General features: G+C 66.9%; 15 protein-coding genes. 11 read left to right on the top strand and 4 right to left on the bottom strand.

What is annotated here, in order from left to right:
• Nucleotides 1–9: 9 nt before the first annotated feature.
• Complete coding sequence (locus E3T31_RS06065) at nt 10–1,818, top strand: stealth family protein (RefSeq protein WP_134467947.1); 1,809 nt, start codon at nt 10–12, stop codon at nt 1,816–1,818.
• On the opposite strand, the gene E3T31_RS06070 is transcribed toward E3T31_RS06065, so the two are convergent.
• Nucleotides 1,748–2,686, bottom strand: a complete 939-nt coding sequence (locus E3T31_RS06070) for a phosphodiesterase (protein ID WP_134467948.1) — start codon at nt 2,684–2,686, stop codon at nt 1,748–1,750. The two genes, E3T31_RS06065 and E3T31_RS06070, sit on opposite strands and share 71 nt — an antisense overlap.
• Before the next feature lie 182 nt (nt 2,687–2,868).
• Between E3T31_RS06070 and E3T31_RS06075 the strand changes: the two genes are divergently transcribed.
• The 7 genes from E3T31_RS06075 (at nt 2,869) to E3T31_RS06105 (ending at nt 11,605) form a co-directional block, all read left to right on the top strand.
• Complete coding sequence (locus E3T31_RS06075; RefSeq protein ID WP_134467949.1) at nt 2,869–3,786, top strand: NADP-dependent oxidoreductase; 918 nt, start codon at nt 2,869–2,871, stop codon at nt 3,784–3,786.
• A 156-nt stretch (nt 3,787–3,942) separates the two neighbouring features.
• Nucleotides 3,943–4,848, top strand: coding sequence for a phosphatase PAP2 family protein (locus E3T31_RS06080; RefSeq protein WP_166788400.1), 906 nt, complete (start codon nt 3,943–3,945; stop codon nt 4,846–4,848).
• Between the two features lie 207 nt (nt 4,849–5,055).
• The gene (locus tag E3T31_RS06085; protein WP_134467951.1) at nt 5,056–6,270 is read left to right on the top strand and encodes a type III polyketide synthase; all 1,215 of its coding nucleotides are present in this window, start codon (nt 5,056–5,058) and stop codon (nt 6,268–6,270) included.
• Nucleotides 6,271–6,969 carry a class I SAM-dependent methyltransferase gene (locus E3T31_RS06090; RefSeq protein ID WP_134467952.1) on the top strand — a complete coding sequence of 233 codons (699 nt, stop codon included), beginning with the start codon at nt 6,271–6,273 and terminating at the stop codon, nt 6,967–6,969.
• Nucleotides 6,969–8,093: an NAD(P)/FAD-dependent oxidoreductase gene (locus E3T31_RS06095; protein WP_134467953.1), complete on the top strand. Its 1,125-nt coding sequence runs from the start codon at nt 6,969–6,971 to the stop codon at nt 8,091–8,093. Before E3T31_RS06090 ends, E3T31_RS06095 begins: the two co-directional genes overlap by 1 nt.
• A gap of 112 nt (nt 8,094–8,205) precedes the next feature.
• Nucleotides 8,206–9,876: a methyltransferase gene (locus tag E3T31_RS06100; RefSeq protein WP_241977695.1), complete on the top strand. Its 1,671-nt coding sequence runs from the start codon at nt 8,206–8,208 to the stop codon at nt 9,874–9,876.
• Nucleotides 9,877–10,186: 310 nt separating this feature from the next.
• Nucleotides 10,187–11,605 (top strand): flavin monoamine oxidase family protein, encoded by a 1,419-nt coding sequence (locus E3T31_RS06105; RefSeq protein WP_134467954.1) that lies wholly within the window; start codon nt 10,187–10,189, stop codon nt 11,603–11,605.
• Between the two features lie 168 nt (nt 11,606–11,773).
• On the opposite strand, the gene E3T31_RS06110 is transcribed toward E3T31_RS06105, so the two are convergent.
• The 3 genes from E3T31_RS06110 to E3T31_RS06120 form a co-directional block, all read right to left on the bottom strand.
• A complete protein-coding gene (locus E3T31_RS06110) occupies nt 11,774–12,433 on the bottom strand; it encodes a Pr6Pr family membrane protein (RefSeq protein WP_134467955.1) in 660 nt (219 codons plus the stop codon).
• 72 nt (nt 12,434–12,505) lie between these two features.
• Nucleotides 12,506–12,775, bottom strand: a complete 270-nt coding sequence (locus tag E3T31_RS06115) for an acylphosphatase (RefSeq protein WP_134467956.1) — start codon at nt 12,773–12,775, stop codon at nt 12,506–12,508.
• Nucleotides 12,776–12,797: 22 nt separating this feature from the next.
• Nucleotides 12,798–14,027 carry a CdaR family transcriptional regulator gene (locus E3T31_RS06120; protein ID WP_166788401.1) on the bottom strand — a complete coding sequence of 410 codons (1,230 nt, stop codon included), beginning with the start codon at nt 14,025–14,027 and terminating at the stop codon, nt 12,798–12,800.
• Between the two features lie 104 nt (nt 14,028–14,131).
• On the opposite strand from E3T31_RS06120, the gene E3T31_RS06125 reads away from it, so the two are divergent.
• The 3 genes from E3T31_RS06125 to E3T31_RS06135 are packed head-to-tail and all read left to right on the top strand — an operon-like array spanning nt 14,132 to nt 17,065.
• Complete coding sequence (locus tag E3T31_RS06125; protein ID WP_134467958.1) at nt 14,132–14,998, top strand: chorismate synthase; 867 nt, start codon at nt 14,132–14,134, stop codon at nt 14,996–14,998.
• Complete coding sequence (gene menC, locus E3T31_RS06130) at nt 14,995–16,104, top strand: o-succinylbenzoate synthase (protein WP_134467959.1); 1,110 nt, start codon at nt 14,995–14,997, stop codon at nt 16,102–16,104. Before E3T31_RS06125 ends, menC begins: the two co-directional genes overlap by 4 nt.
• A 25-nt stretch (nt 16,105–16,129) precedes the next feature.
• Nucleotides 16,130–17,065 (top strand): ABC transporter substrate-binding protein, encoded by a 936-nt coding sequence (locus tag E3T31_RS06135; protein ID WP_134467960.1) that lies wholly within the window; start codon nt 16,130–16,132, stop codon nt 17,063–17,065.
• Nucleotides 17,066–17,068: the final 3 nt, after the last annotated feature.

The following is a 17,068-nucleotide window of genomic DNA, read 5'->3' on the forward strand; positions in this document are numbered from 1 at the left end:
AGGAGGACCATGGCGACACTCGATATTCCAGACGCACAACCGGATGCGCGCACGGAATCCCTAGAAGACAGTTACCCCGATTCCTTCGGCGGTGACATTTTTGACACCGACGCTTTTCGTTCCGACTCCGTCGGCTACGACTCGAGCGAACCCGAGCCGCCCACGAACACCGGCCTGATCCCGACTCTCTCCCTCAGCAGCGAGCCCGAGTTGGTGTTGATCACACCGGATGCCCGCACCCGCCGCTTCAACCGTGATGACGTCGTCGTGCGCAAGGGCGAGATCGCGCTCATCAACGGCCACTACACGCCCCACGAGTCCATGGTCAAGGACCTCCTGGCCGTCTACGACGCCCTCACCCGCGCTGGAATCGACTTTCTGCTGGTACGCGGCGACCACAATCGTCCGGTCATCGCCGTCGACCGCAAGCGTCGCAAGGAAATCACTCAGGTTCTGAGCGAGGCGTTCGCCAACGAGCCCTTTTACGCCAAGCCGCTCGACGGCAACGCGAACCAGCAGTTTCTCCTCGCCGACGGCGCCCTCACCATGCTGCGCAAGTCCAGCGTTTTTCGGGTCTACCGCCCGCGCATCGAACCGATCGGACGCCTGCGCTACGGAGCCCAGACAGCGTTCCAGTTCGAGTTGTGGCGTTTTGGCGAGGACGAAATCGTCGCTCCGGTCGAAAACGCGCTTATGCGCACCCGGCTGCCGCGCTCCGAGGCCCGCGAAACCACGATCGACCTGTATGGGCGCACCTGGCTGACCCTGCAGAATATGTTCGACGATCTGGCCAGTGATGTCACGTTCGACATCGACCTCGTCTTCAGCTGGGTCGACGGCTCGAGCGACGAGTTCCAGCGGGAACGCGCCAAGCGGATGAAGGCCTATGTCATCGGCGAGGGCGACGATTCGGATGCCCGTTTTCGCCAGATCGACGAGCTCAAGTATGCGCTGCGCAGCGTCTATATGTTTGCCCCGTGGATTCGACGCATCTTCATCGCGACCGATTCACCGGCTCCGGAGTGGCTTGCCGAGCATCCCCGCGTCACCATCATGCGCAGCGAAGATTTCTTCGTCGACACGAGCGTGCTGCCCATCCACAATTCGCACGCCGTCGAAAGCCAGCTGCACCACATTCCGGGCCTGGCCGAGCACTTTCTCTACTCCAACGACGACATGTTCTTCGGCCGCCCGGTTGGCCCTGAACTGTTCTTCTCACCGGGCGGAGTGACAAAGTTCGTGGAGGCATCCACTCGAATCGGACTCGGCGAGAACGACCCGACCCGCAGCGGGTTTGAGAACGCCGCGCGCGTGAACCGAGCGCTGCTGCGTGGCCGGTTCGGCAAGGTCACGACCCGCCACCTCGAGCACACGCCCGCGCCCATGCGCAAGAGCGTACTGCTCGAGCTGGAACAGGAGTTCCCCGCGGACTTCAGCCGCACGGCAGCCAGCCGGTTCCGCTCGGCGACCGACATCTCGGTCACCAACTCGCTGTACCACTATTACGCCCTGATGACTGGGCGTGCGGTCGCGCAGACGCAGGTGCGCTCGCTCTACATCGAGACGACCCTGCGCATCGCCCTGCGGCAGATGAACCATCTGCGCAAGCGCCGCGATCAGGACATGTTCTGTCTCAATGACGGCAGCCACCCGGAAATCACGCCCGATGCGCGGCGCGCCGCGGTCACCGAGTTCCTGAACCTGTACTTTCCAATCGTGGCACCGTGGGAACGGGCCAGCCTGGCCGCTAGTGCAGAACCGGAATCGGCCGTGTCATGGGCGGCTCACGCAGTGCAGGCAGAGTTTCCGACGGCGTGATCTCGACGCCGGAAGCGCGGAGACGACGCGCGCTTTCGGCGGCATCCACGTAGTCGAGCGTTGGGTAGTGACCGAGCGGAACCACGGAATGCAAAACCGTGCCGGGGTAGACGTGCACCAGGTTGAACGCTCGGGCACCATCACGCCCGAGGGTTCCGCCGATGGGAACGTTGAGGTCCTGGGTATAGCAGGTGGCCGACGCTACCGACACGGGGATGCCGGCGAACATAGCCATCGATGAATAGTGCAGGTGGCCGGCAATGATGCTGCGCACATCGGTGCCGCGCAGCACGTCGGCCAGACGGTTCTGGTCGCGCAGCTCGACGGCGGTGGCCAGGTCGAGCACGCTCGGAATGGGCGGGTGATGCATCGCCAGAATCGTGCCGTCGGGGGCCGGTACGCGCAGCTCTTCAGTGAGCCACTGCAGCTGTTGGTCGGTCACGGCGCCGTAGTGGTGACCGGGCACCGAGGTGTCGAGGGTGATCAGGCGCAGGCCGTTGAGGTCGTAGGACCGGTCGATCGGCGCATCGCTGGCCATCTCACCGAACAGTTCGGTGCGAAAAGCCGAGCGATTGTCGTGGTTGCCCATGACCCAGACGATCCGGGCTCCGAGGCGCTCAGCGACCGGCTCCACGATCTGACGCAGCAGTTGGTAGGCGCCGGGCTCACCCTTGTCGGCGAGATCACCGGTGACGACGATGGCCTCTGGCTGGGCTCCGGAGGCCTCGACCTCGGCAAACAGCTCGGCCAGTCGGGCTTCAACGTTGACGCTGCCATAGAGTTTCGAGCCCCCCGCCAGCAGGTGGGTGTCGCTCAGGTGTAACAGGAAATGATCCGGCCGGGGGTATTCAGCCGTTCGAAAGCTCACGGAGCGTCCATTCGTTTGTCGCGTACGCGCTTTACCGGCGCGCTTTCACGATGTTTGAAACCATTCGATCAGACGTACTTGAACAACCGGTGTACGCCACACCTTAATCCTGCATCGGGCGGGGTAAATGGGCAAGTGCCGTTATTGAATCGTGCTCAGGATCCGTGCCCTAGGCTGGCCGCATGGCTCGATACGTACGCATTGAGGAATTTGGTGGCCCAGGCGTTCTGAGCATCGTGCACGACGAGCAGCCGCAGGCCGGTCGGGGAGAGGTGCGCGTGCGCGTGCACACCGCCGGACTCAACCCGGTCGACTACAAGATCTTTCACGGCGGCCCCGCAGCCGTGCGCTACGAGGCGGTTCCGCCGTGCGGCAACGGCAACGATTTCGCGGGCGTCATCGATGAGCTGGGTGATGGCGTGTCCGGTTTTCAGATCGGCGATGCGGTATTCGGCGGCAAGCGGATGCAGGCCCAAGCCGACTTCGTCGTCGTCGACGCGTCCCGGGTGCTCCCCAAACCGGCGGCGCTTTCCTTCGAACAGGCCGGCGCTCTCGATATTGCCGGGCGCGCTGCTTGGGCGAGCGTCGCCTCGCTGGGCCTGAGCGCTGACGATACCGTCCTGATCAGCGCCGCGGCCGGCGGAGTCGGCGTGCTCGCCGGTCAGCTGGCCCTGCGCACCGGCGCGACCGTCGTCGGCACGGCGAGCCCGGCCAACCACGGCTTTCTGCGCGGACTCGGGGTCATCCCGGTCGCCTACGGCGACGGCCTCGTTGACCGGGTGCGTGCGGCCGCGCCGGTTGTGACTGCCGCCCTCGACTACAACGGCACCGCGACCATCGATGCGGCACTCGAGCTGGGCGTTCCCGGCGGTCGGATCAACACGATCGCCGCGCGTGGCCACCGGGCTGGCGCCGGCATCACCGAGGTGGGCGGACAGGCCGCGGATATTGATGACCTCCGTGCCCTCTCCGCGCTGATCGCGAGCGGGGAGATCGTGCTGCCGATCGACCGGGTGTTCCCGCTCGAGCAGGTGCAGGGCGCCTACCGCCACCTGATGGCCGGGCACCTGCGCGGCAAGGTCGTGCTCGCGACCCGGTAGGCGAGTCCCGGTTGCTCGGGGCCACGGTCCGGCCGTTCCTGGCCGGGAAAGGGGCTCGCCGGCGCGGCACGCTGGCTGGCCTGCGATTTGTTCCGGAGACGTGGCCGCTCCAGGCCGACCCGCTCGGGCTCCCAGCCGGTTGTGGCATGCTTGACCGTGCGCACCAGATCCAAACCGAACGCTCCGCTACAGGGGGCGTATGGCTACCTCGCCGGAGCCGCGCTGATCGCGCTCGTATTCGTCGGTCTCTACCTATTTTTCGTGCGGAGCCATGCCGGCCAGGAGGCCGACCAGCTCGCCTATAACGGCGCCGAATTCGGCCGCCGCAGCATCACCCCGTTCACCGGTCGGGTGCTCGACTCTGTGCCCGATGTGGCCGTGGTGTTCGGCGTCGTGCTGACCGCGATCATCGCGCTCGTGCGCCGCAACTGGCGCACCTTGCTCGTCGCCCTGGTGGCGGCCGGGGCAGCGACGGCGACCGCGCAGCTGCTCAAGTACGGCATCCTGGCCCGCCCCGATCTGGCCGTCGAGGGCTACGCCGGAAACTCTTTCCCGTCGGGGCATACGACGGTGGCGGCGGCATCCGCTCTCGTGGTGTTTCTGGTGGCGAGCCCGCGCACCCGGCCGATGGTCGCCGGCTGGGGCACCGCCTTCGCCGTGCTGGCCGGGGTCGCAACGCTCGCCAACCAGTGGCATCGGCCCAGTGACGTGATTGCCGGGCTGCTCTGGGTTGCCTTCTGGGGCTGCCTGGCCGGTGCCGTGCTGGCCTGGCCGTGGGCCGGGGTGCTGCCCCGCGCCGCCGGCGACGGCTCCAGCTCGCGGTGGCCCGCCTTCATCGGCCTGCGCCGATCCACCATTCGCGTTATTCGCTGGCTGTCGGTCGGCCTCGGGGCTGTCTCCGTGCTGGCCTTTGTCGCTACCCTCGTGGTGAACAGCAGCCTGTTCGACAGCGTCGGAACGCTGGGCACCGTCGTCGCTTATTTCGGTGGCGTCGCGGCCATCGTTACCGCAGGCTTGCTGCTCGCGCTCAGCGGAACGCGGCTGTTCGCCCGCCTTCCGTAGATTTCGCTCGCTGCCCGTTCACAACCAGCTTGACGCAGAGGGAAATCGGCTCCTTTTCGCGAAATGGGGCATCCTGTTCCGACAATCTCCGCAGTTATGCACGGCAGCTGGGAGTTCTCTGGCCTGGCGCCCCCGAAAAGCTGTGTCGGGCCGATTTTTCGGCGCACTAGGGCTGTACGGAACAGAAGTCGCGTGCGACACTGACTCATGGCCGTCACGCTGAGAGCGCTCCAGACCGTAGTACCCCCGACGATTCTGATCCAGGAGCAGGTGCGCGATATCTTCGCCGCCCAGCCCGGACTCAGCCGACTAGCTCAACGGCTGGTCAGCACCAGTTTCAACGTGTCGGGTATCGAGACGCGACATACCGTGATCGCCGAGCTGACCCTCGACAACGATTCGACCGAACCGCAGTTCTTCGACGCGCACAAACAGCTGTTGCTCGTGCCGAGCACCAGGGTGCGCAACGAGCTCTACATCGAAGAGGCCACCAAACTGTTCGTCGAGGCGGGCCGTCGGGCGCTCGCCGCCTGCCCCGACATTCGTCCGGAAGACATAACGCACGTTGTCACCGTTTCCTGCACCGGGTTCTACGCGCCCGGCCCCGACTACATGCTCGTGCGGGAGCTTGGCCTGAAGGCCAGCACGCAGCGCTATCACCTGGGATTCATGGGCTGCTACGCAGCGATGCCGGCCCTCCGCACCGCGAAGCAGTTCGTTGAGGCCGACCCGAACGCGGTCGTGCTGGTGGTCAGCGCCGAACTCTGCTCGCTGCACCTGCGTACCTCGAACGATCCAGATACCATCGTCGCCTCCTCGCTATTCTCCGACGGCGCGGCCGCCGGCATCGTCAGCGCGCGGGCCCCGCTCGCGGGCGAGAAGGCCTTGGGCCTCGACCTGTTCGAAACGGTGATCACGCCGGTCGGCGAGGGCGACATGGCCTGGAAAATCGGCGACGAGGGCTTCGAGATGATTCTGAGCACCTACGTTCCGCACATCATTGACGAACACATCGAGGGCGCGCTCGCCCCACTGTTCGCCCGCGATGTGTCGATCACCGGGCAGCTCGCAGCCGCTGCTTCCCTCGAAGCGGATGCCGTCGGCTCGACTCTAGGCGCGGCAGTGCTCACCCTCGCGCCCCCCGCCTCGCTCAGTTCGGTGATCGAGCATTGGGCGATCCACCCCGGCGGCCGCAGCATTCTCGACAAGACCGAGGCGAAGCTTGAACTGCGCCCCGACCAGCTGCTTCCTTCGCGCCAGACGCTGCGCACCAACGGCAATATGAGCAGCGCGACCATTTTGTTCGTGATGAAGGCTATTCTCGACGGTCCGGCCACGGCCGCTGACGAGCGGGTCTGCGCCATGGCGTTCGGACCCGGACTCACCGTGGAGTCCGGCCTGATGACCGTGATCGAGGGCTGAATGGCCCTTCCCTCCTTGCGCGTGCGGGCTCACGACGCGGTGGAGATCATGGATTCCCCGCTCTGTGACCCGACCATGCTCACCCGCACCTATCAGGATTTTCGCGTGGTCAATGCGGTCGTCTCGGGCTGGTGGGGGATCTATCGCCGCAGCATCCGCCCCGCCCTGTCAACCACGACCGAACTGACGCTGCTCGATGTCGGATCGGGGGGCGGCGATGTGTCGCGGGCGCTGGCCGGCTGGGCGGTGCGTGACGGCCTGCGGCTGAGGGTGACCGGCATCGATCCGGATGCCCGCGCGCACGTGTTCGCGACGTCGCAACCGAAGATTGCCGGGCTGACTTTTCGGCGGGCGCTGAGCTCGGATCTTGTCGCGGAGGGCGAGCACTATGACTTCGTGGTCTCCAACCATGTGCTGCACCACCTGAGCGTCGACGAGCTCAAGGGGCTGCTCGTGGACTCCGAGTCGCTCGCGCGTCGCCGGGTGCTGCACGCCGATCTCGAACGCTCGAACTTCGCCTATCTCGGGTTCGCGGCGGCTACCTGGCCTTTCTTTCGACACTCCTATATTCGGCCGGACGGGCTCACCTCGATTCAACGCAGCTACACCGCCGTCGAGCTGCGGGCGGCGGTGCCCGCTGGGTGGACGGTGTCGCGCGGCCTGCCATCGCGGCTCGTGCTGGGCTGGGATGCGGCCTGATGCGTGACGTTGTCATCGTCGGTGGCGGGCCGGTCGGTACGATGCTCGCCTGTGTGCTCGCCGTCGGCGGGCTCGATGTTGAGGTGGTCGAGCAGCGCGAGCTGCCGTCGCTACGCTCGCGGGCGATCGGCATCCACCCGCCGTCGCTCCGCGCCCTCGCCTCTATCGGTGTCGCCGATGCCCTGCTCGACCGGGTGGTACACATTCACCAGGGGGAGGTGCGCTGCGACGGCCGCAGGCTCGGGCAGCTGTCGTTCGAGCGGGTAGCGCCGGGGTATCCATTCGTGGTCGCGCTGCCGCAATACGAGACGGAGGCCCTGTTACGTGCCCGGTTCGACCAACTCCGGCCGGGGCAGTATCGCAGCGGTGTGACGGTGACCGGAGTGCACGATCGCGGCGATGCCGTCGTGCTCTCGACCGACGCCGGCCCAATCGAGGCGCGCTATGTGATTGGCGCGGACGGCGCCCGCAGCCGGGTGCGGGCGGCGGCCGGCATCGCCTGGCGGCAGCTCGGCCGCAGCGAAACCTATCTCATGGGCGACTTCGCCGACCCCGATCCGGGCGACACCGGTGCGGTGCTCTATTTCGAGCGCGGCGGGGTGGTGGAGTCCTTTCCACTGCCCGGCGGCCGGCGCCGCTGGGTGGCGATGACCGATTTTCTCGCCACGGAAGCCGACAGCGCCGACCTGGCCGCGCTCATCCGTCATCGAACCGACGTCAGGGTGGCCGAACCGCTCGGGGCAGCGAGCGCCTTCGGAGTGCAGCAGCGGCTTGCAGGACGCATGCAGGCGGGCCGCATCGTGCTGGTCGGCGATGCCGCGCATCAGATCAGTCCGATCGGCGGGCAGGGCATGAACCTGGGCTGGCTCGACGCCGTTGCGCTCGCGCCGGCGCTGCAGCGGGCGCTGCTGGAGCCGGGGGTGGCGGCATCCGTTCTGGGTGGTTACGATCGGTTCCGCCGGAGTGCCGCTTACCGCGCGGCCGTCCAGGCTGGATTCAACATGAATATGGGCCGGCCAGCCCATGGCCTGCGGCTCGGTGCCCGCAACGCCCTCGTGCGTTCGCTCACCCTGCCGCCGGCCAACGAACTCGTCGCCCGCGCGTTCACGATGCGCTGGCTGTGATCTGACGGGTAGGTCGCCGGTCTAACGCACGACACGCCGGCTCCGCTCAGTGGGTCGCAGATTCACCGGCCTGACGTTCGGGCGTGGGCCGCAGATCGAGTTGAATAGACGGGTGACTTCTGCAACTTTCATTCCCCGCCTGCGCACCGACCTCGCCGCCGCCCACTTCTCGGTTCCCGGCCTGACCGGATTGTGGGGCATTGAAGCGGATGCTGCCCTCCGCCGCAACCGGCGGGTTCCGGCCCAGCGGGCGCTCGCCGCGCTCGCCGCGAAACTCGGCCGGAACGAGCCCGCCGCGACCCTCGCCCGGTTGTTCCTGCTCGGTGACGCAGTGCCGCGAGCCGACCTCGACGCCGCGCTTCCGACGCTCGGGGCGGTCGGCGCCGCGGAGCTCGGGCTCGTGGCGGCGGACGGTTCGGCCGACGTATGCCCGCTCGTCGACCTGCGCCCGTACAGCTTCATCGACGCGCACGGCGCCGGCAGCTGGTGGATCGTGAGCGATCTGGGGGAGCTTGCGCTCGGGCATCCGCTGGGCGAATCGCACGTTCTCGGCATCGGCGGAGCCTCGCGCACCCTCAGTGGACTCATGATGCCGACGGCGGTGGAGCGGGCGCTCGACATCGGAACCGGCTGCGGAATCCAGGCCATGCACGCCTCGCGGCACGCCGAGCAGGTCGTCGCGACCGACATTTCGGTGCGGGCGCTCGAGCTTGCGGCGCTGAACGCCGATCTCAACGAGATCGACAATATCGAGTTTCGCTGTGGCAGCCTGTTCGAGCCGGTGGCGGGGGAGCGGTTCGATCACATTATCTCGAACCCGCCGTTCGTGATCACGCCGCGCGCCGAGGGGGTGCCGAGCTACGAGTATCGGGACGGCGGAATGGTCGGCGACGCCCTGGTCGAGGCCGTCGTGCGCGGGGCCGCCGACCATCTCACCCCCGGCGGCGTCGTGCAGCTGCTCGGCAACTGGGAATACCACGATGAAACGGATGCCTTCGAACGGCTCGAGCGCTGGCTCACGCCGGTCGCCGGGCAGTCGGCGCCGGCTTCGGCGGCGCCATCCTCGGCCGCGTCCGCGCCGACAGCAGCGATCTCGGCGGCTGCACCGGCCGCATCCGCTTCGCCGGCACTCGACGCGTGGATCATTGAGCGCGAAGTGCAGTCGCCGGGCGAGTACGCCGAGACTTGGATCCGCGACGGCGGCACCCGACCCGGCCCCGACTTCGACCGGCTATACAACGCCTGGCTGAACGACTTCGAAGCGCGCGGCGTGCGCCGCGTCGGGTTCGGATACCTGCTGTTGCGCCTGCCCGCCGGCGATGCACCCGCCGCTGGCAGTGAGGCGCCCATCTCCGCCCCGACGCTGCGCCGCCTCGAACGGCTGCCCGAAGCCCTCGGCCATAACCCGGCCGGCCTCGGTGCGCACCTCGCCGGCTGCGTCGCCGCGCACGATTGGCAGGCTCAAACGGATGACGCGCACCTGTTGCGCACGAACCTCACAGTGGCCTCCGACGTCACCGAGGAGCGTCACTACTGGCCCGGCCAGTCGGATCCGACGCTGATGACCCTGCACCAGGGCAGCGGATTCGGCCGCTCGGTGCCGCTCGACACGGCCCTGGCCGGCTTGGTCGGGGCTTGCGACGGCGACCTCGCGGTCGGTGCCATCATCGGTGCGCTCGCCCAGCTGCTCGACGCCGATGAGCCAGCGCTTAACGCCGAACTGCTGCCCAAGGTGCGCGCCCTGCTCGTCGACGGCTTCCTGACCGGACCGGAACCTGTCTAGCTGCTCGCCCGGCCCCCGTCACACCGGTTCGTGGTGGCTGAATCAGGAGATCCCGGTCGGACGAGCCCGCGCGACCGCAAAACCACGGGGTACCCGGACCGGGCCCGGCCGGATTTCCTGAGTTAGCCCCCGGCCGGAACGTGAGGCGGGGCCGACTGCCCGAGTTCTTCGGGGTGGCCCGGCGCAGGGCCAGAAAACCGCCGAAGCCGGCCAGCGCCGGCGGGAGCAGCAGCCACAATAGTGACGGTCTGCGGTAGTTTGGAATCATGACTGGTGCCGGACTGACTGACCGTTCTGGGCTGGACCGATCGTGAAGCGGCGCACTTTTCTGCTCGGCACGGCGTCGGGGTTTTCAGTCCTGGCGCTTGCGGCGTGCGTGGAGCCGGAGCAGACGCCGGTGCCGACGCCATCCGTTGTGCCCAGCACGCTCACGCCCTCGCTCGTTCCGCAGCCGCTCGCCGTCTCCCGCACCAACTGGTCGACCGACCCCTTCTCGCGCGGATCCTTCAGCTACGCCGCCGTTGGGGCCACCCCGGAACACCGCGTTGCGCTCGGTCAGGCCGTCGATGCCCGGGTGTTTTTCGCCGGTGAAGCCACAGCAGTGGACGCGCCCGGCACGGTGCTGGGCGCCCGCGCGTCCGGCCTGCTTGCAGCCGGACGGGTGCAGGATGTCGCAGCTCCCGGCGAACGCATCACCATCGTCGGCGCCGGGATTGCCGGCATCACAGCGGCCCGCCAACTCGTCGATGCCGGCTACGACGTCGTCGTGATCGAGGCGCGCGACCGCATTGGCGGGCGCATCGACACCGTCAGCAGCGACTGGCCCTTTCCGATCGAACGTGGGTCCTCCTTTGTGCACCGCACTTCTGACAATTTTCTCGACGATGAACTGACCACGCTCGGGGTCAGCCTGCTGCCGTTCGTGCGTACCCCGGAGGTGCGCACCCGGGCCGGGGCCGTCGTCGAGGTGTCGACGCTGGGCGCTGAGGCTGTCGCCGGTGCCCTCGACTGGGCAGCGGATCAGCAGCAGGATGTCTCGGTTGAACGTGCCCTGATCGATTCGGGAGAAGCGAACCTGTCGAGCACGCCCAACGCCGACGGCGTGTCGGATGCCGACTGGCTCGAGTATGAGATCGCCACGAAACTCAAGGTTGAAACCGGGGCAACGCCGAGTCAACAGTCCGCCTGGTACACCACCGACATCGGCACCCCCAACGACGACCAGATCGTGATCGGCGGCTATTCCACTCTGCTGAAAAGTGACGCCGACGGTCTGGAGCTATTGTTATCGAGCGTGGTCAACCGGGTCGCCCACGACGATGGTGGCGTGAGTCTGCGCCTCGGCACCGGCGAGTCGCTCTCGGCCGACCGGGTCATTCTCACAGTGCCGCTTGGCGTGTTGCAGACTGCCGCGATCGAATTTTCGCCGGCGCTGCCCTTCGCGCATCGCGGTGCCATTGCTGCCCTGGGAATGGGGGTACTCGACAAGGTCTGGCTGCGCTTCGACGAGCCGTTCTGGGACACCGAGGCCCGGCTCTGGACCATCGTCGGCGAAGACGCCGATTTTCCGGTCTGGGTGAACATGATGCCGCTCACCGGGGAGCCCATTCTCATGGGGGTCGTGGCCGCGGAGAACGCCACTCGGCTGTCCGAGCTCGATGACGAGCAGTTCTTGTCGGCCGCACTCACCGCACTCGAGCCGTTCCTGGCCGTTCCCGACGCGAAGTAGCAGGCTGCCACGGCGTCACGCACGCGAAAAGCCACTTTCGGCCCCATGGGCACTTCGACCTCCTCGTGAGGTGCCACCTTTAGCCCCATGAAAGCCCGTCAAGGGGCTGTCAAGGGGCCGAAGATGGCATCTCGCGGCGCTCGCCCACCCGACGCGCAGTAGCGCGGCTCAGAGCGATGAACCCCACGGCGGCAACAGGTGCCGCGGCATCCGCTTCAATCGGGTGATCCAGGTGAGCAACGCTGCGATTCCGGTGATGATCGCCACGATGATCAGACAGTAGAACACGGTCTCACCGGGGCCGCTGACCTGCCGGGCGTCGAGGAAGAAGTAGGGATACCAGCCGACGATCGGCCCGCGAATGAGCGTGAACACCAGCCACAATACCGGAAACACGATGGCCCAGCCGAGATACTTCCACGGCAGGCGAGCCTTGAACGGGTCGACCATCCAGTCGATCAGGGCGCAGGCCGGAATGACGAAGTGCAGCAGCTGGCTCGACCATGGCACCTCGATTGAATAGTTGGCCCTGGAAGACTGCCAGACGATGATTCCGTAGACCACTCCGGAGACCAGAATGTAGGTCGTTACCATGGCGCGCAGCATGTCGACCCAGACCGGGTCGGTCGGTCGCCGCAGGGCCACGATGGCTGCCGTGACGATCACGGCGACCGCTGCGATGGCGCTTTGCACGGTGAAATAGCTGAAGAAATTCGCGATGGCAAAGGTTGCGACACCGAGTGTGTAGTAGAAATAGCCGCTCAGAGCGAATATTCCGGCTGCGGCCAGGCCGAGGCGCGCCAGAGCGAACGCTGTGCGCGTCGTCATTGGCGTCCCCCGGCGGGGCTTTCGCGCGCGGTCATAATGCAACGCTACGCCAGCGTTGGGGGCGGTTTGACCCTAGTCGGTGATCTGAAAGTCGCTTTCGCCGGTCGCAGCGATGTCACTCACGTCGAGCGCCGTGACGACGGCATACCGCGGGCCGGTTTCGAGCCAGCGCAGCATGCGCGAAACGGATGCCTCCCGACCCTCGATCTCGAGTTCCACCGTTCCGTCCGGGCGGTTGCGGCAATATCCGACGAGTCCCAGATGCCGGGCCTGGGCAGCAGCGTGGTACCGAAATCCGACGCCCTGCACCTCGCCGTGGGCCAGCACTCGTTTACGTATCACGGGACTATTCTGCTCCGCACAGCTAGTCGCCCACCCGCAGGCTCAGCCACAGCATGAGTGTGTCGTCGGCGTTGTCGAGGTCGATGCCGAACAGTTCCTGCACCCGCCGCAGTCGGTAGCGCAGCGTGTTCTGGTGCACCGACAGCAAGGTGGCCGTTCTGGCCGAGTCTCGCCCGCAGTCGAGGTAGCGGCGCAGGGTTGCGGCATACTCGGTGCCAGAGCGGGCATCGAGGTTGAGCACCGCCTGCGCCTGTGCCGAAAAGAGCCGCGGGGTATCCCGAAGAACCTGCCCGAGTTCGAGCAGACTCAATCGGCTGCCGACGTTCCGCGCGCTGACGACCTGGCCGGTACCGGCTGAATGGTCCGTCAACAGGAGGACCAAATCCGCGTCCCGCCGCGACCGGCTGATCGTGTCGACACCGGTCACCCGCGACCCAACGGATGCCCGCAGCACGATCCGCATCGCTCCCGTAGCCCGGATCACCAATCGAGCTGCCATCGCCTCGATGCCGATCAATTGCGTGTCGTCGAGCTGACCGCCGAAAAAAAGGGCATAGACCGTGGTGCCGATGGCCACACACTCCGTGCCGCTCTGGTGCGCTTCGCAGGCCATCGCCACCAGATCAACCAGCCGGTTCAGGCGCAGCTCGTCGCCCGCGGGGCCGAACTGCGGTTGAAAGGCCAGAGCCACGAACGGGCCGGCCAAGTCGAGGCCGAGCTGAGCGGCGACGAGTCGGGCATCCGCATCGCCGTCGAGCAACCGGCGCAGGAGCACAGCGCGTTGCGCCCGAGCCAGGTCGGCCGCGCTGCGGGCGCGCAGAATGTGCAGCGCCGCGATGGCTGCGGCGCGTTCAAGCTCGGTGGCGGCAGCATCGTCGAGCGAACCGGTGACGTCGACGACCCAGATCGACCCAAGGGGCTCGGCGCCGGCCCGCACGGCGACCGCCAGTCGGGCCAGCCCCACCGGCACGGCGGGTTCGCCGGGCAGGCTCGGTGTCATCGCCCCGGGTAGCCGAACCGCGCCGGACGCCCGAAACAGTGCGGCGTAGGCCTCTGCGTTATCGGGCAGGTCGGGCACCTGACGGCCCAGAATGCCGTCGCGTCTGGTGTCATCGATCGGCTGGTCTGGCAACGTGGAATACGCGAGGACCCGAGTCTGCAGATCTTCGATCGCGGTCGCGCCGCCGACCATCGCGGCGATCGCATTTGCCAGCGCGAACAGGTCACCGACCGGCAATCCCAGGGTAGTCATTCGTTCACCATACTCATCCGCTTTGTGCTGCACGACCATAACTATGCTCTTTCTTGGTGCTGCCCGCTAAAGATCGGAGGCTGCGACCCGACCACACTGGGCAGATGTCCCCGCACCTGCCCCTCGCCGCACTCACGGACCAGGCCCAGCAGGCGGCCCGGATCGCCGCCGAATCGGCCGGGGTGCGGGTGAGTGACGAGGCCAGCCTCGCTGGCTTTCTCGAGGTCGAGCAGCTGTTCAATACGGTCTGGCTGCTGCCGCCCGGCGAGAGCGCCATCCCCTCCGAACTCTTACGCAGCATTAGCCACGCCGGCTGCAACGTCACGGCGGCCCGCGACCAGACCGGCCGCCTCGTGGGCGCCGCTGCGGCCATCGTTAGTCCGAAGTCCGCGTCGATGTACTCCCTTATTGCCGGGGTTCTGCCCGGAATCAGCGACCGCGGCGTCGGTTTCGCCCTGAAGCAGCACCAGCGGGCCTGGGGCCTGGCGCGCGACCTGACCGAAATGACCTGGACCTTCGACCCCCTGGTCAGCCGCAATGCCCGCTTCAACCTCACCAAACTCGGGGCCTCGGCGAGCGAGTACGCCGTCGACTTTTACGGCCCGATGCAGGGCGAGATGAACGCGAACGACGAGAGTGACCGCCTGGTCGCGGTCTGGCAGCTCACGAGCGCGGAATCGACTGGCTGCAGCGAGAACAGCCAGGCCCCGATCGACGGCCCCTCCTACGGCCCGAGCGATGTGCTCAGAGTAGGACCCGACGGCGACCCCGTGCTCGTAACGGCGGCCGGCGCCCTGTGGTGCCGGGTTCCGACCGACATTGTGGCGCTGCGCGCGCAGAACCCGCAGCTCGCGGCCGAGTGGCGGCGCAGCATCCGTTCTATTTTTACCGACGTATTCGCTTCGGGGCATATAGCCCGCGGGGTCAGCCGTGACGGCTGGTACCGACTCGCACCAGGAGGAACAGCATGAAAATCGAGACCATCGAGCTACGCCGCGTACACCTGCCGCTGGTGCGGCCGTTCCGTACCTCGTTCGGCACATCGACCGAGCGTGAAGTGACGCTGGTACGTGTCATCACAGCGGATGCCGAGGGCTGGGCCGAGTGCGCCGCCGACGCCCACCCCCTCTACAGCTCCGAATTTCTGGACGCGAGCGACCTGGTCATTCGCGACCATCTTGTGCCCCGGCTGCAGGCGCTCGGCAACCGGCTCACAGCCGAATTGGTTGCCTCGGCGCTCGAACCGGTCAAGGGCCACATGATGAGCAAGGCCGTCCTCGAAACGGCCATTCTCGACGCGCAGCTCAAGACCACCGGGGTGTCCTTCGGCGGCTACCTCGGCGCCGTACGGGACACCGTGCCGGCCGGCGTCTCCGTCGGCATCATGGACTCAATCCCCGAGCTGCTTGACGTGGTCGCCGGCTACCTCGCCGAAGGCTACCTGCGCATCAAACTCAAAATCGAACCGGGTTGGGACCTCGCCCCGGTGCGCGCGGTGCGCGAACGCTTCGGGCCAGACATTCTGCTGCAGGTCGACGCCAACACCGCGTACACCCTCGCCGATGCCCGCCACCTCGCCCTGCTCGACCCCTTCGACCTGCTGCTGATGGAACAGCCGATGAAGGAGGACGACATGCTCGGCCACGCCAATCTGGCCAAGCTCATCTCCACGCCGATCTGCCTCGACGAGTCGATCGAATCGGCCAGAGACGCCGCAACGGCGATCACCCTCGGTGCCTGCAGCGTTATCAACGTCAAGCCTGCCCGAGTCGGCGGCTACCTTGAAGCTCGGCGCATTCACGATGTCGCAGCGGCCCACGGCGTGCCGGTCTGGTGCGGCGGCATGCTCGAAACCGGCGTCGGTCGGGCCGCGAACGTGGCCCTCGCCGCGCTGCCGAACTTCGTGCTGCCGGGGGATACCTCGGCGTCTAACCGGTACTTTGCGCAGGATCTCACCGCGCCGTTCGAGCTCGAGAACGGGCACCTGCGGGTGCCCACCGGGCCCGGCATCGGCGTTGAGGTATTGCCCGACGTGCTGGCCAGCGTCACCGCCAGCACCGACAGCATCCGTTTCTAGCCTTACCCAACAACAGGAGACCGTCATGACCCTGCACGTGAAGCTCGAAACTCGCTCGCACCGCCGGCTGACCTGGCCGGTGCTCGGCCTCGCCCTGGGCCTGGCCCTGAGCGGATGCTCCGCCACCGTCGACAACACCGAACCCGCCGCCGTGACCGGCGACGTCGACCCGGCCGCCGCGGCTGCCCTGCCCGAATCGATCAAATCGGCCGGAATCATCAGGGCGGCCTCCGACATTCCCTACCCACCGATGGAAATGTACGACGCCGAGCAGAACATCACCGGTTTCGACCATGACCTCGCGGCCGCCCTCGGAGTGAAGCTCGGCGTGCGGTTCGAACTGCAGAAGCAGGCCTTCGCGACCGCGATTCCGTCGCTGCAGGCCGGCAAGAACGACGTGATCATGTCGGGCATGAACGACACCAAGGAACGGCAGGGCACCCTCGACTTTGTCGACTACTTCCACGCCGGATTCTCGATTCTCGTGCTCGCCGGCAACCCCGAGACCATCACCGGGGTACTCGATCTGTGCGGCAAGGAGGTCGCGGTGCCCAAGGCCACCGTGCAGGCGGATATTCTGCGCGGCTACGACGAAGAGTGCACCGCGGCCGGCCCCGGCCCGGTGATCATCTCCGAATTGCCCGGCGAGACCGAGGTGCAAACCGCAGTGCGGTCCGGCCGGGCCGTTGCCGAGGTCGTCGACTCCGCCGTCGCCGCCTACACCGCGCAAACCGCCGGTGACGGTGAGATGTTCGAGGTCGTCACCGACGAGGCTAACCCGAACGGGTACAGCCCGGTCTACAGCGGAATCGGCATTCTCAAGGAGAACAGCGAACTCAGCGAGGCCATCCGTCTCGCCCTGGTCGCGACCATCGCCGACGGCACCTACGCCGAGATTCTGGCCAAGTACGACCTCACCAACTACGGGCTCGACGAGGCCGGCTTCAACCTCGGGTCGTGACCT

Origin of the sequence: Cryobacterium sp. TMS1-13-1 (assembly GCF_004403125.1) — a bacterium.
Classification (GTDB): Bacteria; Actinomycetota; Actinomycetes; order Actinomycetales; family Microbacteriaceae; genus Cryobacterium; species Cryobacterium levicorallinum.

Bases quoted from the DNA above. Each gene is read 5' to 3' on its own strand.
- E3T31_RS06065 (WP_134467947.1), top strand. From the start codon at position 10: ATGGCGACACTCGATATTCCAGACGCACAACCGGATGCGCGCACGGAA.
- E3T31_RS06075 (WP_134467949.1), top strand. From the start codon at position 2,869: ATGGCTCGATACGTACGCATTGAGGAATTTGGTGGCCCAGGCGTTCTG.
- E3T31_RS06085 (WP_134467951.1), top strand. From the start codon at position 5,056: ATGGCCGTCACGCTGAGAGCGCTCCAGACCGTAGTACCCCCGACGATT.
- E3T31_RS06090 (WP_134467952.1), top strand. From the start codon at position 6,271: ATGGCCCTTCCCTCCTTGCGCGTGCGGGCTCACGACGCGGTGGAGATC.
- E3T31_RS06095 (WP_134467953.1), top strand. From the start codon at position 6,969: ATGCGTGACGTTGTCATCGTCGGTGGCGGGCCGGTCGGTACGATGCTC.
- E3T31_RS06110 (WP_134467955.1), bottom strand. From the start codon at position 12,433: ATGACGACGCGCACAGCGTTCGCTCTGGCGCGCCTCGGCCTGGCCGCA.
- E3T31_RS06120 (WP_166788401.1), bottom strand. From the start codon at position 14,027: ATGACTACCCTGGGATTGCCGGTCGGTGACCTGTTCGCGCTGGCAAAT.
- E3T31_RS06125 (WP_134467958.1), top strand. From the start codon at position 14,132: ATGTCCCCGCACCTGCCCCTCGCCGCACTCACGGACCAGGCCCAGCAG.
- menC (WP_134467959.1), top strand. From the start codon at position 14,995: ATGAAAATCGAGACCATCGAGCTACGCCGCGTACACCTGCCGCTGGTG.
- E3T31_RS06135 (WP_134467960.1), top strand. From the start codon at position 16,130: ATGACCCTGCACGTGAAGCTCGAAACTCGCTCGCACCGCCGGCTGACC.